17 protein-coding genes are annotated in these 24721 nt (G+C 72.0%); 10 read left to right on the top strand and 7 right to left on the bottom strand.

The features are described from left to right. The first annotated feature begins 5 nt into the window (after positions 1 to 5). The 3 genes from G448_RS14565 to G448_RS0100650 all read left to right on the top strand — a co-directional run bounded on the left by G448_RS14565 (position 6) and on the right by G448_RS0100650 (position 2609). A complete protein-coding gene (locus G448_RS14565; RefSeq protein WP_051268472.1) occupies positions 6 to 992 on the top strand; it encodes a sulfite exporter TauE/SafE family protein in 987 nt (328 codons plus the stop codon). After that, positions 989 to 1810: a sirohydrochlorin chelatase gene (locus G448_RS0100655; RefSeq protein ID WP_084436177.1), complete on the top strand. Its 822-nt coding sequence runs from the start codon at positions 989 to 991 to the stop codon at positions 1808 to 1810. The genes G448_RS14565 and G448_RS0100655 overlap by 4 nt, the downstream gene beginning before the upstream one ends. A gap of 73 nt (positions 1811 to 1883) precedes the next feature. Then, complete coding sequence (locus G448_RS0100650) at positions 1884 to 2609, top strand: UTRA domain-containing protein (RefSeq protein WP_026406389.1); 726 nt, start codon at positions 1884 to 1886, stop codon at positions 2607 to 2609. A 35-nt stretch (positions 2610 to 2644) separates the two neighbouring features. Here G448_RS0100650 and G448_RS0100645 read toward each other — a convergent pair whose 3' ends face one another. The 3 genes from G448_RS0100645 to G448_RS0100635 form a co-directional block, all read right to left on the bottom strand. Then, positions 2645 to 4735 (bottom strand): PTS sugar transporter subunit IIABC, encoded by a 2091-nt coding sequence (locus tag G448_RS0100645; protein WP_034493920.1) that lies wholly within the window; start codon positions 4733 to 4735, stop codon positions 2645 to 2647. A gap of 158 nt (positions 4736 to 4893) precedes the next feature. Further along, positions 4894 to 6570, bottom strand: a complete 1677-nt coding sequence (locus tag G448_RS0100640) for an alpha,alpha-phosphotrehalase (protein ID WP_026406387.1) — start codon at positions 6568 to 6570, stop codon at positions 4894 to 4896. Between the two features lie 334 nt (positions 6571 to 6904). Next, entirely contained in the window at positions 6905 to 7681 is a 777-nt protein-coding gene (locus G448_RS0100635) for an SDR family NAD(P)-dependent oxidoreductase (RefSeq protein ID WP_026406386.1), read from the bottom strand. Positions 7682 to 7984: 303 nt separating this feature from the next. Between G448_RS0100635 and G448_RS0100630 the strand changes: the two genes are divergently transcribed. The 4 genes from G448_RS0100630 (at position 7985) to proC (ending at position 12554) form a co-directional block, all read left to right on the top strand. Next, complete coding sequence (locus tag G448_RS0100630; RefSeq protein WP_026406385.1) at positions 7985 to 9418, top strand: alpha-amylase family protein; 1434 nt, start codon at positions 7985 to 7987, stop codon at positions 9416 to 9418. Positions 9419 to 9665: 247 nt separating this feature from the next. After that, the gene (locus tag G448_RS14560; protein WP_051268471.1) at positions 9666 to 10763 is read left to right on the top strand and encodes an aldose 1-epimerase family protein; all 1098 of its coding nucleotides are present in this window, start codon (positions 9666 to 9668) and stop codon (positions 10761 to 10763) included. Between the two features lie 109 nt (positions 10764 to 10872). After that, complete coding sequence (locus tag G448_RS0100620; RefSeq protein ID WP_026406384.1) at positions 10873 to 11619, top strand: sulfite exporter TauE/SafE family protein; 747 nt, start codon at positions 10873 to 10875, stop codon at positions 11617 to 11619. Between the two features lie 71 nt (positions 11620 to 11690). Continuing rightward, positions 11691 to 12554: a pyrroline-5-carboxylate reductase gene (gene proC / locus G448_RS0100615; RefSeq protein WP_026406383.1), complete on the top strand. Its 864-nt coding sequence runs from the start codon at positions 11691 to 11693 to the stop codon at positions 12552 to 12554. Positions 12555 to 12578: 24 nt separating this feature from the next. Here proC and G448_RS0100610 read toward each other — a convergent pair whose 3' ends face one another. The 3 genes from G448_RS0100610 to G448_RS0100600 form a co-directional block, all read right to left on the bottom strand. After that, positions 12579 to 14318, bottom strand: a complete 1740-nt coding sequence (locus G448_RS0100610; RefSeq protein ID WP_026406382.1) for an ABC transporter ATP-binding protein — start codon at positions 14316 to 14318, stop codon at positions 12579 to 12581. Positions 14319 to 14320: 2 nt separating this feature from the next. Beyond that, on the bottom strand, positions 14321 to 16117 hold the full coding sequence (locus tag G448_RS14555; RefSeq protein ID WP_051268469.1) for an ABC transporter ATP-binding protein: 1797 nt from the start codon (positions 16115 to 16117) through the stop codon (positions 14321 to 14323). 169 nt (positions 16118 to 16286) lie between these two features. Further along, positions 16287 to 17156: a hypothetical protein gene (locus G448_RS0100600; RefSeq protein ID WP_026406381.1), complete on the bottom strand. Its 870-nt coding sequence runs from the start codon at positions 17154 to 17156 to the stop codon at positions 16287 to 16289. A 282-nt stretch (positions 17157 to 17438) separates the two neighbouring features. Here G448_RS0100600 and valS point away from each other — a divergent pair, with 282 nt between their 5' ends. After that, positions 17439 to 20309, top strand: coding sequence for a valine--tRNA ligase (gene valS, locus G448_RS0100595; RefSeq protein WP_026406380.1), 2871 nt, complete (start codon positions 17439 to 17441; stop codon positions 20307 to 20309). Between the two features lie 34 nt (positions 20310 to 20343). Here valS and G448_RS0100590 read toward each other — a convergent pair whose 3' ends face one another. Then, on the bottom strand, positions 20344 to 20706 hold the full coding sequence (locus tag G448_RS0100590) for a hypothetical protein (RefSeq protein ID WP_026406379.1): 363 nt from the start codon (positions 20704 to 20706) through the stop codon (positions 20344 to 20346). A 17-nt stretch (positions 20707 to 20723) separates the two neighbouring features. Between G448_RS0100590 and G448_RS14550 the strand changes: the two genes are divergently transcribed. Together G448_RS14550 and G448_RS0100580 are read left to right on the top strand one after the other, a co-directional pair. Beyond that, the gene (locus tag G448_RS14550) at positions 20724 to 22649 is read left to right on the top strand and encodes an AMP-dependent synthetase/ligase (protein WP_390882904.1); all 1926 of its coding nucleotides are present in this window, start codon (positions 20724 to 20726) and stop codon (positions 22647 to 22649) included. A 120-nt stretch (positions 22650 to 22769) separates the two neighbouring features. Continuing rightward, positions 22770 to 24674 (top strand): AMP-dependent synthetase/ligase, encoded by a 1905-nt coding sequence (locus tag G448_RS0100580; RefSeq protein ID WP_390882905.1) that lies wholly within the window; start codon positions 22770 to 22772, stop codon positions 24672 to 24674. Positions 24675 to 24721 lie beyond the last annotated feature (47 nt).

The following is a 24721-nucleotide window of genomic DNA, read 5'->3' as shown; positions in this document are numbered from 1 at the left end:
GGTTCATGAGAGAACTCCTCGTCCTGGCCCTCGTGGGCCTGGCATCCCAGCTCGTCGACGGCGCCCTCGGCATGGGCTACGGCGTCACCTCGTCCTCCCTGCTCCTGCTGGCCGGACTCGGCCCCGCCCTGACGAGCGCCTGCGTCCACCTGTCCGAGATCGGCACGACGCTCGTCTCGGGGGCCGCCCACCACCGACTGGGCAACACCGACTGGCGGCTCGTCGCCCGACTGGGCGGCCCGGGGGCGGTGGGCGCGCTCGCGGGCGCGACCCTCCTGACCCGCCTGGGCAGCGGGACGGCGACGCCGGCGACCTCGGGCATCCTGCTGGTGCTGGGCCTGTACGTCCTGGTCCGCTTCGCAGTGCGCCCTCCGGCCGGCTCCTCCGCGCGTCGCAGCCCGCACTCGGCCCGGTTCCTCGCCCTGCTCGGCCTGGTCGGCGGATTCGTGGACGCGATCGGCGGTGGCGGCTGGGGCCCCGTGGCGACGACGACGCTGCTGGCGCGCGGCCGGACCGCGCCGCGCACCATCGTCGGCAGCGTCGATACCTCGGAGCTCATCGTCGCCGTGGCCGCCTCGGCGGGCTTCCTGGCGGGACTGGGCACGGCCGGCATCAGCCCGACGGTCGTGGGCGCGCTCCTGGTCGGTGGGCTCATCGCGGCGCCGGTCGCGGCCTGGCTCGTGTCGCGCATTCCCGGCCGGGTTCTCGGTAGCACGGTGGGAGGATTCATCGCCCTGACCAATCTGCGCACGATCCTGTCGGCCCTCCACGCCCCGGGACGGCTCGTCACCGTAGCCCCGCTGATCCTCCTCCCGGTGTGGGCCCTGCTCGTCACCGTCTCAGTGCGCTCTGGGCGCCCAGGGCTCTCAGAGCGCTCAAGGCGCTCGGGACGCGGTGCGGACCAGCCGCCGTCACCGGTGAAGGGGTCCGCCCTGCGAGAGTCCACGTCGGTCGGGGAGGCCGCCGCGGTCCCGGTGGTCCGAGTCCGATGATCGCGGGAGCCCGCGCGCGCACTCCGGGGACCGGCCGGAGGGAGGCGGGCGTCGCCGCGCCCCCGGGGGCGCGCGCACGGGCTCCGGGCACCGCTGCGACCGCGCCCGGGCCGCTCGTGCTGGCGGCGCACGGCACTCGCCGCCCCGGTGGCCCACCACTGCTGGAGCGCATCGCCGAGCGGGTGAGCGCTCTGCTCCCCGAAGCGGACGTGCGGCACGGCTGGGCGGAGTTCCAGAGGCCCAGCATCGCGGACGCGCTGGCGGGGAGCACCGACCCCGTCGTCGTGCCCCTCTTCCTCGGCGGCGGCCACCACGTCGGGCACGACCTGCCGCACTGCGTGCGCGAGCACGGCTCCGGAACGATCACCGCCCATCTGGGTCCGGAGCCCGTCATCGTGGGAGCCGTCGCGCAGCGCCTCCGACGGGCGCTGGCGGGCGAGGGCGCGGAGCTCGGCGAGATCGACGGCGTCGTCCTGGCCGCGGCGGGCTCGCGCCGTCGCGGCCCGGTGGCGGAGGCGGAGGCGGCCGGACGGAGGCTGTCCCGGCTGCTCGGGACACCGGTGCGCACCGCCTACCTGTCATCGGTCGAGCCGAGCGCGCGCCTCGCCGTGCGGCACTGGCGGGCCGAGGGCGCCGGCACCATCGCGATCGCCACCTACCTTCTGGCGCAGGGACGCTTCTCACGCGCGCTGCGCGGGGCCGGGGCCGATCTGGTGTCCCCTCCCCTGGGCGACCACCCCGCGGTCGCGGAGGTCGTCGCCCGGCGCTACCGGGCGATCGCCGGCCGGTCATCCCGTCCCGCCGGGACCGGACGATAGGGTATGGGCCCACGGTCCGCCGGTCATCCGACGACTGCCCGGTGAGGATCTCAGACGTGAGGGGGCGAGTCGCATGGCGAAGTACGAGGAGATCTACTCCACGCTGCGCACGAGCATCGAACGGGGGGACTACCCCTTCCTATCCTTCCTCCCCTCGGAGAACTCCCTGGCCGACGAGTTCGGGATCTCGCGCAACACGGTGCGCAAGGCGCTCCAGTACCTGGCGAGCCAGGGGTACGTCCAGGCGATGCAGGGCAAGGGGATCCAGATCATCTTCCGCCGGCACCGGACCTCCCACTTCCTGCTCGCCGGCATCGAGTCGCTGGCCGAGGCCGGCCGACGACTGGGCATCGAGGTGCGCACCAGGCTGCTGGACTCCAGCACGGTGACCGTCGACGCGGATCTGGCCCAGCGATCCGGCCTGCCCGAGGGCGCGAGCGCGATCGCGCTGAAGCGCCTGCGATTCCTGGACGGGCGCCCCGCCATCGTGGACCACAACATGTTCCTCGCCGAGGTCGTCCCGCGGGTACCGAGGGAGGCGGCCGAGTCCTCCATCTACGCCTACCTGGAGAATGAGCTCGGGGTGAGCATCGTCTCCTCCTCCCGTCTGGCCACCATCGAGCCGGCCGACGAGGAGGACCTGCACTACCTCGACCTGGGCGGGCAGAACTGCGTGGGCGTCGTGGAGTCCTTCTCCTTCGACTCCTCGGGCGTGCCCTTCGAGTACACCCGCTCCCGTCATGCGGCCAGGACCTTCAGCTTCATCTCCATCGCCCAGCGCCTGCCGGCGCAGCGCTGACAGTACCCGACTCGCAACCGGCTCCCTCCCGGAGATCATGCGCCTGCGGGCTCCCGACGTCCCAGCCGGACCTTCTTGACCTCGCGGACCTTATCGACGTCGGCATCGGAGAAGCCGAAGAAGTAGGTGCACGTGAAGGAGACGGCAAGAGCGGCGATGGAGGCGATCCAGTAGCCCGTGAAGCCCGAGTCGATGCCTTCGGGGTTGACGAAGGAGGGGAAGCCGACGAAGGCCCCGGTGAAGCCGTACATGGTGACATTGAACAGGCCGGTGAGCAGACCGCCCACGGCACCGCCGATCGACGCGGTGATGAAGATTCGGCCGTACTTGAGGTTGAGACCGTACATGGCGGGCTCGGTGATACCGCAGAAGGCGGAGATGGTCGCGGGCCCGGCGAGCGTGCGAATGCGGGCGTTGCGCGTCTTGAGCCACACCGCCAGGGCGCCGCCGCCCTGAGCGATCATGGTCGCCGAGACGATGGCGTTCAGGGGCGAGCTCCCGGTCTGGGCCAGATCGGCGGAGATGAGCGGGATGACCGCCCAGTGCAGGCCGAAGATGACCAGGCACTGGTAGAAGCCGCCGATGAACAACCCGGCCAGCGAGAAGTTCAGGTCGAACCCGGCCAGCGAGAAGTTCAGTCCGAGGACGAGCTTGATGGCGCCGGCGATGCCGCCGGAGATGAACATGATGACGGGGCCGAAGACCAGCAGGATGAGGGCGGAGACGATGAAGACCTCGAGCAGCGGCATGAAGATCGAGCGGACGACCACGGGGATCCGCCTCTTGAGGACCGGTTCGATCCTGGCCGCCAGCCAAGCCGCCACGATGATCGGGAAGATCGAGCTGGTGTAGGCGGTCCTCTCCGGTAGGGAGACCGGAATGCCGAAGAAGTCGGCGTTGAACACCGTCTGCCCGAGTCTGGCGACGATCCTGTAGTCGGACGCGTCCGAGTTCGAGAGGTCGATCAGGCTGGGATAGCACAGGACCCCGCCGATGATGGCCACGACGATGGGATCCGAGCCCAGGCGCCGCGCCGCGGTGAATCCGATGATGATGGGCAGGAAGTAGAACACCGAGGAGGACATCGCATCGATGATCTTGTAGGTGGACGTCCCCGCCCCCACGATGTCGAACTGGGTGAGCAGGGACAGGATCCCCTTGAGCACGCCCGAGGCCGCGAGCAGGCCGATGACCGGGATCATCGAGCCGGTGATGACCCCGATCATCGAGCTGAAGCCGAGCTTGAGCCATCCGATCAGAGTGGTGGGCCTCTCGACCTCCTCGACCTCGCCGCCGTCCGCGTCTCCCCGAGCCGTGCCGGGCAGCTGCTTCACGACCGCGTCGTAGACGTCCTCCACCGCCGGGCCGATGACCACCTGGTACTGGCCGCCGGCCTTGGCGACGTCGATGACGCCCTCGGTATCGGCCACCGCCGCGTCGTCGGCGAGCGACTGGTCCTTGAGGTAGAAGCGCACCCGGGTGATGCAGTGGAGCACCGAGCGGACGTTGTCGGGACCGCCGATGCTCCTGATGATGCCGGCGGCCGTGGCGTCGAAGCCGGTGAGGCCATCGGCGCCGCCCGTCCCGGAGACGGCTCCCGAACCGGCGGCGTCATCGTCAGCGGCGGCGGACTCGCCGCTCTTGAGCACGGCGGTGGCGATGGTGGTGCCCGCCTCGGCCTCGCCGAGGGTGACGGAGAGCGACTCGAGGTGGGTCATGGTGTTGGTGAGGACCACGATGGCGGTGGTGGCCTTGCCGGCGGCGCGGATGGCCTCCAGGTCCATGGTGCCCAGCGCATCGCCCGCCCTGACGGCGTCGCCGACGCTCACGCCCAGATCGAAGGGCTCTCCCTCCAGCTCGACAGTGTCCACGCCCAGGTGGACGAGGACCTCGAGGCCGGAGTCCGCCTTGAACCCGATGGCGTGCCCGGTTCCGGCCACCATGGTGACGGTGGCGTCCACCGGGGAGACGATGGTCCCGTCGTCTGGCTCGACGCCGAGCCCATCGCCGACGGCCTTGGAGGAGAAGACCGGATCGGGAACGTCGGCGAGGTCGATGACCCTCCCCGTCACCGGGGAGGCGATCGGGACCTCGCGTTCGATCGCTGGCTTGGCTGGTAGGGACATGACGTGTTCCTTTCGGAGCGTTGTGCTGTCAGCGGGTCGGGGAGGTGCCGCCGGGCGGGGAGCGGTACTCCGTGGTGGGCAGGGATCGGGATCAGGACTGGAGGACGACTGAGCAGCGGACGGGTACGGGGGCGGCGCGCGGGAGCGGACCACCCGGGTCACACGAGCAGGGCGAGGGCCTCGTACGGGCGCAGGCTCATCCGCTCCCGCAGCGATCGGAGCGGGTAGTTGGAGATGAGCACCTCCCCGCCCAGGAAGTCCGTGGGCAGGTCGATCCCGGTCTCGTGCCCGCGGAAGCTGCAGACGACCAGCAGGCGGTGCTCCTCGTCGTGGCGGACGTAGGCCATGATGTCCGGGTCGTCGAGCGCGTAGGGCTCGTAGGCTCCCCCGGATATCACCGGCACGCTCTTGCGCAGGGCGATGAGTCTCCTGTAATAGGGGAGGATGCGGCCCGACGCCTCCTCGTGGGCGACATTGACCTCGTCCTGGTTGGTGGGCCGCAGCCAGGGGACGCCATCGGTGAACCCGGCGCTGGCGCTCGCGTCCCACTGCATGGGGGTGCGGGCGTTGTCGCGCGCCTTGGAGTGGACGATCCGGAAGGCCTCGTCCGCCTCGTGCCCGGCGGCGACGAGCTCGGCGAAGGCGTTGCGCGCCTCGATATCGACGTAGTCCTCGATGGTCGTGTATCCGGGGTCGCTCATGCCGATCTCCTCCCCCATGTACACGTAGGGGGTGCCGCGCATGAGGTGGATGGCGGTGGCCAGCATGGTGGCGGACTCGTAGCGGAAGCGGTCGGCGTCGCCGAACCGGTCGATGGCGCGGGGCTGGTCGTGGTTGTTCCAGAACAGGGCGTTCCAACCGCCGCCGTCCTGGAGACCGAGGGCCCAGTCGTTGAGGAGCCTCTTCAGGGCGGGGATGTCGGGATCCATGAGCGTCCACTTGCGCCCCGACGCGTAATCGACCTTGAGGTGGTGGAAGTTGAACACCATGGACAGCTCACGGTTCTCGGGCCGCGTGTACTCCACGCACGCGCCGATGCTGGTCGAGGACATCTCCCCCACCGTCACCGAGTCGGGGTCCTGGCCGAAGCTGGCCTCATTGAGCTCGCGCAGGTAGGTGTGGACCAGGGGGCCGTCGGTGTAGACGGCCCGGTCGTCGGTGCCCGCCGGCGCATCGACGAACGGCTCGGGCTTGCCGATGAGGTTGACGACGTCGAAGCGGAAGGCGTGCACGCCCCGGGCGCGCCAGAAGTTGACGACCTCGGCGGCGCGGGCGCGCACCTCGGGGTTGTGCCAGTCGAGATCGGCCTGGCCGGGATCGTAGAGGTGGAGGTAGTACTCGCCCGAGAGCGGCCGCCCGTCCTCGTCGACGGGACCGAATGGGGCCCAGGCGGGCCCGCCGAACTTGGAGACCCAGTTCGTGGGCAGCTCGGTGGGCCGGCTTCCCCTCTCCCTGACGGGGCGGATGTAGAAGTAGTCGCGATAGCGCTGCTCGCCGGCCAGGGCCCGCTGGAACCACTCGTGCTCGGTCGAGGTGTGGTTGAGCACCATGTCGAGCATGACCCCGATGCCGTGGGCGCCCAGAGCGGCGACGAGATCGTCGAAGTCCTCCAGGGAGCCCATGGCGGGATCGACGGCGCAGTAGTCGGACACGTCGTAGCCGTTGTCGCATCCCGGTGAGGGGAAGAAGGGGTTGAGCCAGACGTAGTCGACGCCGAGGGAGGCGATGTAGGGGACCCTCTCGACGATCCCGCGCAGGTCGCCGACGCCATCGCCCGTGGAGTCGCGGAAGGAGCGCGGGTAGATCTGGTAGACGACGGCGTCTTCGAAGGACATGACTTCCCCTGGGATCGAGCGGGACCGGGCGAGCATCGACGACTTGTGCACATAAGTGCTTGTGCACATAAGTACACCGCACGAGCCCGGAGTCACACAATGAGATGCGCATCACAATTCGGGGGGTCGTTGCAGGACCCCGTGAGGGGGCACGAGAGGCGCGGCCGGCTCCGGCCGGCCCTCTCCGGCCTTAGAACGGCCTTGAGCGGCTCGGAGGACCGCCCCTCCCGCCGGAGAGCTCGGAGCGCCCCGGGCGGGCCGCCCGCCGGTGGCACCGGGCAGGCGCGACTCCACCCACCACCGCCCTGCGGGTGCGGGCCGGCCGCCCCTCGCCTCAGTCGCGCGCGACGATCGTGTTGGAGGCCTGGGCGCGCGGCCGCACGACCATGGAGTCGATGTTGACGTGGACGGGGCGCTCCAGGGCCCAGACGATGCACTCGGCGACGTCCTCGGCGCTCAGCGGGGCCTCGACCCCGGCGTAGACGGCATCGGCCCGCGACCGGTCCCCGTGGAAGCGGTTGAGGGAGAACTCGCTGGTGGCGACCATGCCCGGCGCGATCTCGATGATGCGCACCGGCTCCCCGACGAGCTCGAGACGCAGGGTGTTGGCGATGATCCGCTCGCCGTGCTTGGCCGCCACGTAGCCGGCGCCTCCCGGGTAGGTGTCGTGGGCCGCGGTGGACGTCAGGAAGACGACGTCGCCGCCGCGCTCGCGCATGCCGGGCAGGAGCGCCTGGGTGACGCGCAGCGCCGCCAGGACGTTGCGCTCGTACATGGTCAGCCACTCCTGCGGGCTCCCATCGGCGACGGGATCGGCGCCGAGCGCGCCCCCGGCGTTGTTGACCACCGCGTCCACGCCTCCGGCCCCGAGCGCCTCGGCGGCGAGAGCCTCGACGTCGTCGGCTCGCTGAAGATCCGCGGCGATCCAGGCGCAGCCGGTGTCGGCCGCCAGGGCCCGGAGGCGCTCGACGCGGCGCGCGGTGGCGATCACGTCCCACCTGTGGGATCGAAGCAGGCGGACGGTGGCCTCGCCGATGCCGGTGGAGGCCCCGGTGACCAGGGCCCGACGCGGACCGGAGGACGCGCGGGAACGGCTCCGCGGCTGACTCATGGACTGATTCGCAGGCTGACTCATGACGCCATCCTCCCCCATGCCCCCGCCACGCCCCCGTCGAACGCTCGGATCGCCGCTCGGATCCGCACGCCCGCCCGGGAGGCCGCACGGCCGCACCGTCCGGGCACCCGGTGCGAGTCCGGTCGGCGAGTCCCTCTCCGGACCCGCGCGGCCGCGCCCGTCGTCGGCCGCGGCACGGCGCACCCCGCCGGGCCCGCCCCCGGGGCCGGCGCACGATGCCGACCGACGAGCGCTCGGCGGACCCCGATGATCGGGCCGTCGGCGCGATAGATTGGGGGCATGCACGCCGATGCCGCCGCGCCCGACCCCTCCGCCCTCCACCCAGCCGGTCCGGGCGAGCCGGACTGGGTCCGCCACGCCATCGCCTGGCACGTCTTCCCCCTGGGGGCCATGGGAGCCCCGGCGCTCCGCCCGCCCGGGAACCCGGACGACCCGGCCTCGCCCGCGGGGGCCATGGCGGCCGAGCACCGCCTCCGCCGCCTCATCCCCTGGCTCGACCACCTCGTCGAGCTCGGCTGCAACGTGCTCATGCTCGGCCCCGTGTTCCAGTCGATGTCGCACGGCTACGACACGGTCGACCACATGCGGGTCGATCCCCGCCTGGGCACGAACGAGGACCTGCTCGCCCTCATCGACGCCGCTCACACCCGGGGCGTGCGCGTCATGCTCGACGGCGTCTTCAACCACGTCGGCATCGACCACCCGGACTTCGCCGCCCTGCCCCGGGTCGGCCCCCGCTCCCGGCAGGCCGGCATGTTCCGCCTGACATGGCCGGGCGGCGAGGACGCGTGGAGACCGGGCACCGCACCGGACTACGAGCGCTTCGAGGGCCAGGACTGGCTGCCCGAGCTCGACCACTCCTGCGAGGCGGTGGTTGAGCTCGTCACCGACGTCATGACCCACTGGTGCTCACGGGGCGTGGACGGCTGGCGGCTGGACGCGGCCTACGCCATCGATCCGACCTTCTGGACGCGGGTTCTGCCCCGGGTGCGCCGCGCCCATCCGGAGGTCTACATCGTGGGCGAGGTCATCCACGGGGACTACGCCGCCATCGTGTCCGCCTCGGGCATGGACGCCGTCACCCAGTACGAGTTGTGGCAGGCGATCTGGCACTCCCTGGCCGAGGCGAACTTCTACGAACTGGACTGGACCCTGGGACGCAACGCCGAGCTGCTCAGGACCTTCGTTCCGTGGACCTTCATCGGCAACCACGACACCACCAGGATCGCCTCCCAGCTCCCCGACCCGCGCCGAGCGCCCCACGCGCTGGCCCTGCTCATGGCCCTGCCGGGCACACCGGCCGTCTACTACGGAGACGAGGACGGCCTGCGGGCCGTCAAGGAGGAGCGCCTCGGCGGCGACGACGCCATCCGCCCCGAGCTGCCCGCCTCGCCGCAGGCGCGCGCCGGCGGGCCGGTGCGCGCCCTGCACCAGGAGCTCATCGGCCTGCGCCGCCGCCTGCCGTGGCTGCATGACGCCGAGGTCGATGCGCTCCATCTGGACAACACCGTCCTGTCGCTGCGCATGCGCGAGCGCACCGGTGAGCGCGAGCCCGCCGAGGCGGTGCTCGTCCTCAGCCTGGAGGAGACCGAGGTCTGGCTGCCCACCGCGGACCATCACCTCGTCCTGGCCTCGGCGCACGACGCCCCGCCCCCGCGGCCCGAGCGCGACGGCGTCGTCCTGCCCCCGCTCGGCTGGGCCGTCCTGTCCTGAGCCGCTCCGGCCCCTCCCGGGCCGTCCCGAGGCGCACGGGCCCGCCCGCCACCCCCTTCAGGGCACGCGACTGGGCCGCCGAGCCATCCCGAGACGCGCACGGGCCCGCCCCGTCCGCGCCCCGGGGTGCGCTACCCTGAGCGGGGGGCGCCGGGTTCTCGACCGCGCCGATGGACGAAGGGGCCTCCACGAGCCGCCTCGGACCGCCGTCCCCGGCGGGAGACACCGAGCCCGAGGAGGCCCGCCGATGAACCGCTCCGAGACCCTCGCCAGAGTCGGCTCGATGCAGCAGCTCGCCTACGTCCGCTCCGTCCGGCACGAGGACGGCCGAGCGGCCGGCATGCGCGTCATCGAGATGAAGAACGGCCCCCTGCGCCTGGCCGCGATGGCGGACAAGGCACTCGATGTCGCCGAGCTGGAGTACAGCGGCACGATCCTCTCCTTCACCTCCAAGCCCGGTCTGGGAGGCCGCAACCCCTTCGACACCCATGGCCTGGAGGCGCAGCGCTCCATCATGGGCGGCCTGTTCTTCACCTGCGGCTTCGAGAACATCGGCGCCCCGTGGGCCGACGCCGAGGGGCGCGAGTACCCCATGCACGGCAGGATCCGCACCAGCCCCGCCGAGCACGTGGGCTACGACGCGGCCTGGGAGGGCGAGGACTACGTCCTGTCGGTCAGCGGAGAGGTTCGCGAGGCCGAGCTCTTCGGCGAGAACCTGCTCCTGCGCCGTCGCCTGCGGACCCGATCGGGCGAGGCCGCGCTGGAGGTCACCGATGAGATCATCAACGAGGGCTTCCGCGACGAGCCCATGATGCTCATGTACCACTGCAACGTCGGCTGGCCGCTGCTCGCGCCCGGCGCGGAGATCGTCATCCCGAGCCTCGAGGCCGAGCCCCGCAACGAGACCACGGCGGCGGACACGACCCCGTGGTCGAGCGTCGAGGAGCCGCGCCCCGGCATCGAGGAGTCGGTCTACATCCACACCCCCGCAGCGGCCGACGACGGCTCGACCTTCGCGGCGGTCGTCAACGACGAGCTCGGCCTGGCCCTGGTCGTCGAGTTCTCCGCCCGCGAGCTCCCCTACCTCATGGAGTGGAAGTCGATGGCGTCGGGCGACTACGTCGTCGGGCTCGAACCGGCCAACTCCTCGGTCCACGGCCGCGGCTACCACGAGCAGCGCGGCGACCTCCACCACCTGCCGGCCCAGGCGTCCGAGACGAAGCATCTGCGCTTCACGGTCCTGAACGCGCCCGAGGACATCTCCGCGCTGCGCCGGCGGCGCGACGACCTCCTCGCCTCGGCCCGACGCGCCCGAGGCGGGGCCGACCGCCTCGCCCTCCCCTGAGCCGCCTCCGGGTCCCCCTCGGAGCCGCCATCGGAATCGCCCTCGCACTAGTCCTGACAATTTCTCTCATGCTCTTACGCTTGTCCCTGCGGTGCAGGACAATGCAGAGGTGCTTCTCCCCCTCTCCGGCATCGGCTGGTGCGTGCTCGTCGTCGCCGCCGTCGCCGTCGGCATCGCCAAGACGGCCCTGCCGGGCGCGGCCACGCTCGCGGTGGCCCTGTTCGCGGCGGTCCTGCCGGCCAGGGCCTCCACGGGCACGCTGCTCATCCTCCTGCTGGTGGGCGACGCGGTCGCCATCTCCGCCTATCGCCGCGACGTCGACTGGGCGACCCTGCGCCGCCTGGTGCCGGGCGTCCTGCTGGGGGTCATCGCCGGTGCCGGGTTCCTGATGGCCGCCGGCGATCGCGCGACGGCGATCCTCATCGGGGCGCTCCTGCTGATCCTCATCGCGGTGACGCTCGCCCTCATGCGCCGCCCGGGTCCGCCGACGGTCCAGGGGCCGGCCGGGAGACTCGTCTACGGCACGCTGTCGGGCTTCACCACGATGGCGGCCAACGCGGGAGGACCGGTGATGACCATGTACCTCCTGGCCTCGAGGTTCGCGGTGACGTCCTTCCTGGGCACGACCGCCTGGTTCTTCTTCCTCGTCAACGTGGTCAAGCTGCCCTTCTCGATCGGCCTGGGGGTCATTCACGCGGAGACCCTGGGGCTGGACGCCGTCCTGGCGCCCGTCGTCATCGCCTCGGCCCTGGCCGGCAGGCGGGTGGCCGCCCGGATGGACCAGGGGCTCTTCAACCGCCTGGTCACCGCGCTGACCGTCGTGTCCGCGGGGTACCTCATCGTCGGGGCCGCCTGAGGCGGCGCGGAGGCGCCACACCTTCGTGCCGCGCCTCCGCGCCGCCGGCGAACCGCCGATAGGCTGGGGCCATGACGACCTACGGCTTCATCGGGGCGGGCAGCATGGCGGGCGCGATCGTGGACGGCCTGCTCGCCGGCGGGCGCGGCGCCAGTACCGCCGGCGTCCCCCGCGCCCCCGCCGACGCCGCCGACGTCCTGGTGTGGAGCGCGCACGACTCGGCCGCGGCACTGGCGGCCCGCACCGGCGCGCGCCTCGCCCGCGGTCCCGAGGAGCTCGTGTCCGCCGCCGACGTCGTCGTCCTGGCGGTCAAGCCCCATGTCGTCCCCGTCGCCCTGGCACCGCTTCAGGCGGTCCTGGCCGAGCACCGTCCCCTGATCGTCTCCATCGCGGCAGGGCTGACGACGGCGCAGCTGGAGGCCCGGCTGCCGGACGGCGCCCGGGTGGTGCGGGCCATGCCCAATCTGGCCGCGGTCGTGGGCGAGTCCATGACGGCGCTGGTGGCGGGAGCGGCGGCGGACGAGGCCGATCTGGGGCTCGCCGCCGAGCTCATGGGGCGGGTCGGTCGCACGATGGTCCTGCCCGAGAGGAGCTTCCCTGCGTTCACGGCCCTCGCCGGCTCATCGCCCGCATTCATCCTCACCCTGGTCGAGGCGCTCGCCCGCGGCGGCGTCGACGCCGGGATGCCCAAGGCGCAGGCGGTGGACGTCGTCGCCCAGGCGCTGCTCGGCACGGCGGTCCTGGTCCGCCGCGAGGCGGAGCGCAGCGCCGGGGACGGGGCGGCCCGTACGCCGGCGGACCTGGTCGACGCCGTGTGCTCCCCCGGCGGGACGACGATAGCCGGCCTGGTCGCGATGGAGCGGGAGGGCTTCTCCCCGGCCGTCATCGAGGCGGTGCGGGCGACGATCGCCCGTGACCGCGCGCTCGGGGCCTGAGCGTCCCCGACCGCCTCGGCTCCGTCAGTCCCGGGCGAGGTGCCAGCGGGAGGCGGTCCCGGACGCCTCGACGAAGTCGCGGAAGGGACCGGGTACGACCGCCAGCTCGGTCGGCGCGCCCCGCTGCACGACCCGCGCGCCCCCATCGGCGGGTTCGAGGAAGACGACCTCGTCGGCCCGACGGATCGTGGACAAGCGGTGAGCCACCATCATGACGGTGCGCCCGTGGGACAGCTCGCGAATGATCTCGGTGATCGCCGACTCGTTCTCCCCGTCCAGGGCGGACGTCATCTCGTCGAGCAGGAGGATCGGGGCGTCCTTGACGAAGGCGCGGGCGATCGACACCCGCTGACGCTCACCGCCGGACAGGCTGAGACCACCGGGCCCCACCTCCGTGTCCCACCCGTGCGGGAGCGCCTCGATGACTCCGTCCAGCCGGGCGCGACGGGCCGCCGCCTCCAGCTCGGCGTCGGTCGCCTCGGGCCGGGCGATGCGCAGGTTCTCCCGGATGGTCGTGTCGAAGAGGTAGACGTCCTGGAAGACCATGGAGGTCAGGCCCATGATCTCGGTGGCGGGCAGGGCGCGCACGTCGGCGCCGCCGATGGTGACCGCTCCGGCGTCCACGTCCCAGAAGCGGGCGATCAGACGCAGGATCGTGGACTTCCCGGCGCCGGAGGGGCCCACCAGCGCCGTGACCCGTCCCTGCGGCGCGGTCAGGGACACGTCGGCCAGGACCGGACGACCCTCGTCGTAGGAGAAGGAGACTCCGGACAGGGCGATCGCGGTGCCCTCGGGACGGCTCCGCTCGTCGGGGGCGGGCTCCGGCAGGGGCTCGGCATCGAGGATGGAGCTCATGGCGCGCAGGGCGATCCGGGCATGATCGGCCTCGGCGGACAGCAGGGCGGCCCTGGTCAGCGGCAGGAGCATCCGCGAGGCGACGGTCACGATCGCCAGGTAGGCGACCACGTCGAGACCGTGGCCGCTGACCGCGGACAGACCCGCGGCCATGACCAGGGCGAAGGCGAGATTGACGATGAGATTGAAGGCCTGGGCGGGGCGCCCCTTGATGCGCAGCCCGGCGAGAGTGGCCTCGGAGTCGGCGTCGAGAGTCGCGCGCAGGGGCTCCCAGCCCGTCTCGGTGGCGCCGGTGGCGCGCAGCACCGCCTGAAGGCGGGCGAACTCGACCAGGCGGCCGGCGGCGTCCGCCGACGCGGAGTCCTCCATCTCGTTGGCGCGGGTGGTCGCGGCGAGCATGAGCCGCCAGGTGAGGGCCAGCGGAACGATCGTGATGGCCATGATGAGGGCCAGCGGCCACTCGACGAACGCCGTCGCCACCAGCATGACCAGGGGCACGATGAAGGCGTTGCACAGACTGGGGATGACCAGCGACGTCAGGTGCGACAGGGTGTTGACCTCCTTGGAGGTCGCGTTGACCACGGCGGCCCGGCGCCCGGCGTCGAACCAGCCCAGCGGCAGGGACAGGACGTGCTCGGCCACGCGGTCGATCATGGTGTCGCAGACCTCGAAGACGCTCACCCGGTAGGAGCGGTACATGGCGACCGCATCGACGAGCACCGTGAGGGCCCCGAGCGCCACGACCACGATGAGCCAGGCGGTCAAGGACTCCGAGCGCCCGTAGAGGGCGCGCAGGAAGGGGATCATGAGAGCCAGGGTCACGCCCTGAAGGACCGACGAGGCGACGAACCCGGCGAGGATCATCCGCATCTCCGCGGCATTGACGAGGCGCAGCAGCATCGACCACATGGTCACTCCCCCTCTCCGACGCCCGCGGGAGCGGTTCCGGCATGGTCGCGCTCGTCCCCGCTCTCGGAGCCGGTGTCCTGACTGCGCCACATGGAGGCGTAGCGACCATCGGCGGCCATGAGCTCGTGGTGGCGCCCGCGCTCGACGACCCGACCGCCGTCCACGACGAGGATCTGATCGGCGTCGCGCACGGTCGACAGGCGGTGGGCGATGATGATGACGGTGCGACCCGCCGCCAGGCGGGACAGGGCCCGATGAATGTCCCGCTCGGAGGCGGGGTCGGCCTGGGCGGTGGCCTCGTCCAGGAGGAGGATCGGGGCGTCCTGGAGGTAGGCCCGGGCAAGGGCGACACGCTGCTGCTCACCGCCCGAGAGGAACCCTCCCTCCTCTCCCAGGACGGTGTCGTAGCCCCGAGGCAGGCGCGTGATGCGCTCATGGATGCAGGCGGCGCGCGCCGCGGCCTCGATCTGCTCGTGGGAGGCCCCGGGGCGCCCCAGGGCGATGTTGTCCGCCACCGAGTCGTGGGACAGCTCCACATCCTGCAGCATGACCGCGATGCGGGTGAACAGCCAGGAGAAGGTCGCCGCGCGCACATCGACGCCGCCGACGCGCACGGCGCCGGAGTCGACGTCGTAGAAGCGCGCGATGAGGCGGACCAGGGTGGACTTGCCGCCGCCGGAGGGGCCGACGAGGGCGGTGACGGTGCCCGGCTCGGCGGTGAGGGAGACGTCCCTGAGCACCGGGGAACCGGCCTCGTAGGAGAAGGTGACGCCATCGACCTCGACGCGGCCAGGGGTCGGTCCCTCCTCCTCGTCGCGGGCGCCCTCGGGCATGGGCTCCCGGGAGAGGAGGTCGGCGGTGGTTCGGGCCGCCATGCGGGACTCGTACGTGTGCTGCATGAGTCCGACCAGCGTCAGCAGCCCCTCGGGCAGGCCCGGCGCCAGGAGGAAGAAGGGCAGCGTGTCGGACAACCGGGTCCACCCCTGCGTCACGAAGAGGACGACGAGGGGCGCCACGGTGGCGAAGACGGCGGCCGGGCGCAGGACGGCGCCCATGAGGCTCATCGTCCTGCCGGAGGCTGACACCCACTCGTAGGAGAGGTCGGAGAAGCGGGCGCGGGCCGCATCGAAACGGGTACGAGTCGCATCGGCGGCCTGGAAGCCCTTGATCTCCTTGATGCCCTCGAGCATCTCGACGGTGGCGGAGGCCAGCCGGGTCTGCGCGACCCCGAAGCGATCGGTGATGTCGCCGAGGCCGCGCATGGTGGGGACGGCGATGGCCGCGAGAACCAGGCACCACACGCCCAGCAGGGCGAGGGCGAGCCGCCAGTCCGTCCACAGGAGGTAGATCATGCCCGCGGCGACCCCGACGACGGCGTTGGTGGCGTCCCCGGGCACGTGGGCGACCAGTGTGTGGATGGAGGAGGTGTCGTCGGCGACCATCTTGCGGATGGCGCCGTGCGGGATGGAGGCCACGCTCCCCAGCGGCAGGTGGCCGATGGCATCGACCACCCGCGTGCGCAGCAGGTGGCGCAGCCTCGCCTCGGCCAGGTGGGTGACCCCCAGGCCCATCAGGTACAGCACCTGCGCCGCGAAGAGGGAGGCGACGGCGATGATCGCCCACGCCCACAGGCCGCCGGCCCAGCCGACGCGATTCGACTCGCCCAGCCAGATGGCCGCCATATTGCGCAGCGCCGCGTACGGCACGACGGACAGAACGGCACCGCCGGCCGTGAGCAGACCGGACAGGACCATCGCCCTGCGGGCGGGGCTGATGAGGGTGCCGACGGTGACCGCCATCCCGTGTCCTCCTCGTCGATGAGCGCAGCCGCCGCGGACGGCGTCGCCGCCCGGGCGCACCGCGCACGACCGATCATGCGCGACCAGGTGAGCCTAACCTGAAATGAGTCGGGCGACCAGGGCCCGCGGCTCCGACGGCGCGACGTCCGGGGAAGGCCTCCCCCGCCGTTCAGGGCGTGGGACTGGCATCGGGATGACTCGGCGGCGGCGAGGTCGGGTGCACGAGGGGGTTCTTGTGGGACGGCAGGCTCGGCTTGTCCTCCGACTCCTGCGGGGGAGGAGGGTCGCTCGCCGGCCCCTCCTCGGAGGAGGATCCGCCCGGTCCCGCGCCGCCGCCGTCCCCTGCGTCGGCGGCATCCGCCACGCCGGCGTCGCCGCCGGACCCCGGACCGGAGAAGGTGCCCGTGCCGGCACCGGCGCCGTTGGCGCCGGAATCGCCGTCGCCGTTCGGCGCGGCGTCGGACTGAGCGGCCGGTGGTGCGGAGGCCGAGGCCGCGGGGTCCGGTTGACCGCCGCCGGCGGTGGCCCCCCCGCCGTGCCGGCCCGCCCCGGCGGGCGCCGTTCTGGCGGCCTGCGCCGTGGGCGAGGGCTGAGAGGTCTCCGCGGTGCTGGTGGCCGTGGGCTGGACGGGTCCCTGACCGATCCCCTCCCGCCCGCCGGAGCCGGGTACGAATATGGCCAGGGCGGCGATGACCGACAGGCCGGCGACGACCGCGACACCGATCTGCGCGCGGGCCAGCGTGGACGCCCGCTTGGCCGCGGCGCCCACCGCGGGCATCGGGGCCACCGGCGTGCTCGGCGAGGGCTCGTCGACCGGAGCGGGGGACTCGGTGGGCGCGGAGGGCGCGGCGATGACGTCCTCGATGGGTTCGATACTGCCGGTGTCCTCCCGCAGACGTCGTTGCGCCTCCAACTCGGCGGCGCTGGCGGACGCGGATGGTGGCGCGGAGGATGTCGGGGGTGAGGCGGGTGCGGGAGTGGTCGCCGGGAGGGGGTCGGGGGATGTCCCGGACGGGGCCACCTGGGGGCGCTCGTCCACGGGCTCTCCTCTCAGTGGGTCTCGGTGGGTCGGGAATACGGGGCGGGGCGGGGCGCTGGTCAGCGGGTTGCTTACAACAGAACGATAAACGTCCTGGGGCTTCGTTTCATCCCCTCCTCGCGTTCACCCGCGTGTCTCTCGTCCCATCCGACCCCGACACGCCGACGCGTCCGACGTCGAGCGCCACGGCCCGCGCGACGGGCGCGCCTGGTAGCCCACTTCACAGGGCGGCGCGGGGCACCCATTCGGGACGAGCCCGCGCCCCGTGACAGAATCGGGCCCATGCCCGAGACTCCAGCGACTCCAGCGACTCCAGCGACTCCAGCGGAGCCGGCCTCTCGCCTCCTCCCCTCCTCCCTCCGCAGCCCGCGCGTGCCGGCCAGAGTCTCCACCGACGGCCTGGAGATCGCGTGGGGCGAGCGCTGGCAGTCCGACGGCACGTACGACTTCGACCGCAGCGCCGATCGCCATGACGTCTTCTCCATCGACACCCCGCCGCCCACGGCCTCCGGCTCCCTGCACGTGGGGCACGTCTTCTCCTACACCCACACCGATACGGTGGCCCGCTTCCAGCGCATGCGAGGCAGGGCGGTGTTCTACCCCATGGGCTGGGACGACAACGGCCTGCCCACCGAGCGACGGGTCCAGAACTACTTCGGGGTGCGCTGCGACCCCTCTCTGCCCTACGACCCCGACTTCGTCCCGCCGCACACCGGTGGCGAGGGCAGGTCGATCAGGGCCCGCGACCAGGTTCCGGTCTCCCGGCGCAACTTCGTCGAGCTGTGCGAGCGCCTCACGGTGGACGACGAGAAGCAGTTCGAGGCCCTGTGGCGCCGCCTGGGCCTGAGCGTGGACTGGTCCCAGACCTATCAGACCATCGGGGAGCGGGCCCGCAAGGTCGCCCAGGCCGCCTTCCTGCGCAACCTGGCGCGAGGGGAGGCCTACCAGTCCGCCGCCCCCGGCCTGTGGGACGTGACGTTCCAGACGGCGGTGGCCCAGGCGGAGCTGGAGTCGCGGGAGTACCCCGGCTTCTACCACCGCATCGCCTTCCACGTGGTCGATTCCGCGGCCGCGGCCGCGGCGGAGGCGGCGGGCGCCCCGATCGAGGCGGGACCGGGCGGCACCGCCGACATCTGCGTGGAGACGACGCGTCCCGAGCTGCTGCCGGCCTGCGTGGCCCTGGTGGCCCATCCCGACGACGAGCGCTTCAAGCCGCTGTTCGGCACGACCGTCGCCTCCCCCGTCTTCGGCGTCGAGGTGCCCGTGCTGGCCCACCCCGAGGCCGAGATGGACAAGGGCGCGGGCATCGCCATGTGCTGCACCTTCGGCGACACCACCGATATCGACTGGTGGCGCGATCTGAGCCTGCCGCTGCGCGCGGTGCTGCGCAGGGACGGACGCCTGCGGAGCGAGGTCCCCGACTGGATCGCCGACTCCCGCGGTCGCGAGGTCTACCGGTCCATGGCCGGCAGGACCACCTTCTCGGCCCGCGAGGCGGTCGTGGGCGAGCTGGCCGCCACCGGCGAGATGCGCGGCGAGCCCACCAGGACGATGCGCCAGACCAACTTCTTCGAGAAGGGCGACAAGCCCCTGGAGATCGTCACCTCCCGCCAGTGGTACATCCGCAACGGCGGCAGGGCGTGGACGAATCCGGAGACGGGGGCGGACCTGCGGGCCGAGCTGCTGACGCGCGGGCGCGAGCTGACCTTCCACCCCGACTTCATGCGGGTGCGCTACGAGAACTGGGTGACGGGTCTGAACAACGACTGGCTCATCTCCCGCCAGCGCTTCTTCGGCGTGCCCTTCCCGCTGTGGTACGGGGTCGGGGCCGACGGCGAGGTCGACTACGACGCGATCATCACCCCCGAGGAGTCGGCCCTGCCGATCGACCCCTCCTCGGACGTCCCGGCCGGATACACCGAGGAGCAGCGCGGCGCGCCGGGCGGGTTCGTCGGCGAGCTGGACATCATGGACACCTGGGCGACCTCCTCCCTGTCCCCCGAGCTGGCCTGCGGGTGGCTGACCGACGAGGATCTCTTCGCCCGCACCTACCCCATGGATCTGCGCCCCCAGGGGCAGGACATCATCCGCACCTGGCTGTTCTCCACCGTCGTGCGCGCCGATCTGGAGTTCGGTGCGCTGCCATGGGCGCACGCAGGCATCTCCGGGTGGATCCTGGATCCGGATCACAAGAAGATGTCCAAGTCCAAGGGCAATGTCGTCACCCCCATGGACCTGCTGGAGCAGTACGGCTCCGACGCCGTGCGCTACTGGGCGGCGTCGGCCCGCCTGGGGCTGGACGCCACCTTCGACGAGGCGCAGATCAAGATCGGACGACGCCTGGCCATCAAGATCCTCAACGCCTCCAAGTTCGCCCTGTCCATGGGGATCCCGTTCGACGCCGATGAGACGGCGCTGGCCGCCGTGCCGCCGCCGAGCCTGGAGGCGAGCGCGGTCACGGAGCCCATCGACCGCGCCGTGCTGTCCGCCCTGGCCGATGTCGTCGAGACCGCGACGGCCGCGTTCGAGGACTTCGAGCACGCCCGCGCGCTGGAGGCCGCGGAGTCCCTGTTCTGGACCTTCTGCGACGACTACATCGAGCTGGTCAAGGATCGCGCCAACGACTTCGACGGCTCGCACGACGCCGCGGCGGTGCGCAGCGCCCGCGCGCTGCTGGCGATCGCGGTGGACACGTTCGTGCGCCTGTTCGCCCCCTTCCTGCCCTTCGTCACCGAGGAGGTGTGGAGCTGGTACCGCACCGGGAGCGTGCACCGCGCGGCGTGGCCCGAGGCGGCGGTGCTGCGGGAGGCCGCGGGCGGCGCAGACGCCCGGCTGGTCGCGCACGCGGGAGCGGCCCTGACCGCCCTGCGCAAGGTGAAGTCCGAGGCCAGGACGAGTCAGAGGACTCCGATCCTGTCGGTCGCCCTGGCAGTGGCTCCCGAGGCCGCCGCCGTGGCCGACGCGGTCGAGACCGTGCGCGCGGACCTGGTCGACGCCGCCAAGGTCATCGGCCCCTTCACGGTAGAGGTCGCGACGCCCGCAAGGACCGGTGCGACCGAGGCGGTCCCCGGCGCCGAGGCTCCCGAGAGCACCCCGGTGCGCGTCACCGCCGTCGAGCTCGGCGAGGCCCCGGCCAGGCGCAGGAGGGCCTGAGGCGCGACGCGGACGCGCACGGGCGACCGCGTCGTCACGTCGTCCGTCGGGGAGCGACCGGAGCGGTAGCCGAGCCGTCGTCGTACGGCTCGCGACCCTCGGTCCTGGCCGTCGCGGTGCCGTCATCCTGGAAGACCGCCTTCACGCGCCGCACGTCGCTGGCCGCCGAGATCACCGGAGGCCCGAGTCGGATGAGATCGTCGCGCCCGTCCCGGATCGTCGTCTCCGCGGGCATGGGGCTCGGACCGCCGGTCGACGCCCCGGGATCGGTCCACTCGGCATCGAGGACCGCCTGGTGCGCCTCCACGGCCGTCAGAACGCGATCGGGGTCCGGCTCGGCGGGCTCTCCGATTCCTCGCCGCCGATCCCGCGACGCGCCTGCGGAGGCGGCGGACATGCCGTTAAATGCCGTGCATGACGAAACCGATCGTTCCCTCCGCCTCCCCCGCCCGACGCGGCGCGCTGGAGTGGCGCGCCCCCGTCCTCGTGCGCATCGACGAGCGGACGACCCTGCCCGCACTGCTGCGGGAGAGGGTCTCCCGCTCGGCGGACCGCCCGCTCGTCGCCCGCAAGCAGGAGACGAGCGAGGTGTGGCGCACGATCACCGCCCGCGACTTCTCCGAGGAGGTCGAGACGGTCGCCGCCGGACTCATCGGCATGGGGCTGGGACCCGGCGAGCGAGTCGCCATCATGTCGCGCACCCGCTACGAGTGGACACTGCTCGACTTCGCCTGCTGGACCGCCGCCCTGGTCCCGGTCCCCATCTACGAGACGAGCTCGGCCGAGCAGATCGCGCACGTCCTCGCCGACGCCGACATCGATCTCGTCGTCACCGAGACGATCACCATGGCCGAGCTCGTCCGCGCGGCCGCCGCCTCGGCGGGGCGGGAGGGCACTCGGGTGCTCTCCCTGGACACCGACGCGCTCCACACCATCACCGACTCCGGCCGCTCCGTTCCCCGCTCGGCGCCGGCCGAGCGCACCGACTCCCTGACGACCTCCTCGCTCGCGACGATCGTCTACACCTCGGGGACCACCGGCACGCCCAAGGGCACCGTCCTGTCCCATGGCAACTTCACCGACCTGTGCACCAACGCGCACCAGTGGATACCGGAGATCGCCATGGGACGCGACTCGCGGCTCCTGCTCTTCCTGCCGCTGGCCCACGTCTTCGCACGCTTCCTGGAGGTGTTCCAGATCTCCGGGCAGGGGGTCATCGGCCACGTGCCCGACACGAAGAACCTCCTGTCCGATCTGGCCACCTTCCGCCCGTCCTACCTGCTGGTGGTGCCGCGGGTCCTGGAGAAGATCTACAACTCCGCCGACGCCCGAGCCGGTTCGGGCAGCGCCCGGACGGTGTTCCGCTGGGCGGCGAAGGTCGCCGTCGACTACTCCCGCTCCCTGGATGGGCCGGCCGGGCCGTCGCGCGCCCTGCGTGCGCAGCGGGCGCTGGCGGACCGCCTCGTCTTCCAGCGCATCAGGACCCTCGTGGGCGGCAACGTCGACTGGATCATCTCCGGCGGGGCGCCGCTGTCCCAACGGCTCGCCCACTTCTACCGCGGACTCGGCATCCCCGTCCTGGAGGGCTACGGGCTGACCGAGACGGTGGGACCGGTCTCGGTCAACACGCCCCGGCTGTCGAAGATCGGCACCGTGGGACCGCCCCTGCCGCCCGTGGCCGTGCGCGTGGCCGAGGACGGGGAGATCCTCGTCAAGGGCCCCTCGGTCTTCCAGGGCTACCACAACGACACCGAGGCCACGGCGGCCGCCCTCACTCCCGACGGCTGGTTCCGCACCGGCGATCTCGGCTCCCTGGACCGCGACGGCTACGTGAGGATCACGGGCAGGGCCAAGGACATCATCGTGACCGCCGGCGGCAAGAACGTCGCCCCGGCCATCCTGGAGGACCGGCTGCGCGGGCACCCCCTCATCAGCCAGGTGGTCGTCGTCGGCGACAAGCGGCCCTTCATCGCCGCACTCATCACACTCGACGCCGAGATGCTGCCCGGCTGGCTGCGCAACCACGGCCTGCCCCCGATGACGGCGCCCGAGGCCGCCTCCGACCCCAGCGTGCTGGCGGCGCTCGACCGGGCGGTGGCGCGGACCAACGCGCATGTCTCGCGGGCGGAGTCGATCCGCAGGATCACCGTCCTCAACGGGGACTTCACCGAGGCCAACGGCCTGCTCACCCCCTCGCTCAAGGTCAAGCGCGCCGTCGCGGTGGAGCGCTTCGCCGACCGGATCGACGAGCTGTACGGCGGCCCGGTGCGAGCGGCGGACGCGACGGCCCCGGAGGACCGGGGGAGCTCGGCGAGTGCGACGAACTCGGCGGGCTCATGAGCCCGACCTGTGGGAGCGCACGAGGGGCAGAGGCCTCCTTAGCGGATCTCACTAAGACAGGCCGTCAGATCTTTTGGTCGAAGGGACCGCTCGCAGCGACCGACCTGACACAATGACCAGGTGAACCCGCGACCATCCCCCGGCCAGCCCACCGTGTCCGCAGCCGGCAAGCCCCGCGTGCTCGACGGCGCCGCCACCAGCGACGTCGTCACCGAGCCGGACCTCTCATGGACGGTTCCGTGGCTGCTGGCCGATCGTATCGCCCGCGACCCGGACTCGACGATCATCGAGCGCAAGGCCGCGCTGGGACGCTCCTGGGTCGATGTCACGGCGCGCAACTTCGGCGAGGACGTCGCCCGGGTCGCCTCCGGCCTGGTGGGAATGGGGCTGGAGCCCGGGCAGTGCGTGAGTATCATGGCCCACACCTCCTACGAGTGGACACTGCTCGACATGGCCATCGCCCGGGCCGCCCTGGTCTCGGTGCCGATCTACGAGACGGACTCGCCCTCCCAGGTGCAGTGGATCCTGCAGGACGCGGACGTGCGACTGGTGATCACCGAGTCGGCCGCGCTGGCCGAGCTGGTGCGGGGCGCCGCCGCGGCGAGGGCCGCCGCCCATCCCGATGCCGCCGAGGTGCGGGTGCTGTCCCTGGACCGCGACGCCATCACGACCATCTCGGCCGAGGGCAGAGCGGTCTCCCGCGCCGACCTCGACGAGCGCTGCGACGCGCTGAGGGCCGATGACGTCTTCTCGATCATCTACACCTCCGGGACGACCGGCAATCCCAAGGGCGTCGAGGTCACCCACCGCATGGCCGCGGGTCTGGCCTGGAACGGCGTGCGCTGGATCCCCGATCTGCTCTTCTCCCCCGATACGCGCCTGCTGCTGTTCCTGCCGCTGGCCCACTCCTACGCCCGGTGCCTGGAGCTGCTGTCCATCGCCGGAAACGGCGTTCTCGGTCATACGCCCGACGTCGCCACCCTGCTGCCCGACCTCAAGGGCTTCGGGCCGTCCTACGTACTGGCCGTCCCCCGCGTCCTGGAGAAGATCTACAACGCGGCGGACGCCAAGGCCGGCGGCGGGTTCAGGCTCAAGACCTTCCGCTGGGCGGCGAAGGTCGCCATCGAGTACTCCCGCGCCCTGGACACCCCCGAGGGCCCCTCCCGCGGGCTGACGGCCGCGCACGCGCTGGCGGATCGACTCGTCTACCGCACCATTCGGGATCTACTCGGCCCCAACGCCCGCTACGCCATCTCCGGCGGCGGGCCCCTGGGCGAGCGGCTGGGCCACTTCTACCGCGGCCTGGGCCTGATCATCCTCGAGGGCTACGGCCTGACCGAGACGATCGGCCCCCTCAGCGTCAACCTCGACTGGCGCAACAAGATCGGCACCGTGGGCCCGCCCGTGTGCGGGAGCCGGGCCCGGGTGGGCGCGGACGGCGAGATCGAGGTCCGTGGGATGAGCGTCTTCTCCCGCTACCACAACAATCCCGCCGCCAATGCCGAGGCCTTCACACCGGACGGCTGGTTCCGCACCGGGGACATCGGCTCCATCGACCCCGACGGATGGATCAGGATCACGGGTCGCAAGAAGGAGCTCATCGTGACCGCCGGCGGCAAGAACGTCGCCCCGGCCATCCTGGAGGACCGGCTGCGCGGGCACCCGCTGGTCAGCCAGGTCCTCGTCGTCGGCGACGGCGAGCCGTTCATCTCGGCCCTCATCACGCTGGACCGCGAGATGCTGCCCGGCTGGCTGCGCAACCACGGCCTGCCGGAGATGGACGTCGTCGAGGCCTCGACCAACCCGCAGGTGCTCGCGGCCCTCGACCGGGCGGTGGCGCGCACGAATCGCGCGGTCTCGCGGGCCGAGTCGATCCGGGCCTACCGGGTGCTGACCGCCGACTTCACCGAGGCCAACGGCCTGCTGACCCCCTCCCTGAAGGTCAAGCGCAACCAGGTGATGGAGGAGTACGCCGACACGATCGCGGGCATCTACGCCTCGACGAGGAAGGGGCCGCAGGAGTGAGCGCGCCCCGTGAGATCTCCGCGCCGCTGCTCGTGCCCGTGCATGAC

Source organism: Actinomyces gerencseriae DSM 6844, assembly GCF_000429265.1.
Classification (GTDB): Bacteria; Actinomycetota; Actinomycetes; order Actinomycetales; family Actinomycetaceae; genus Actinomyces; species Actinomyces gerencseriae.
Note: the sequence above shows the minus strand (reverse complement) of the source record. Positions and strands in the feature narration are given on the sequence as shown.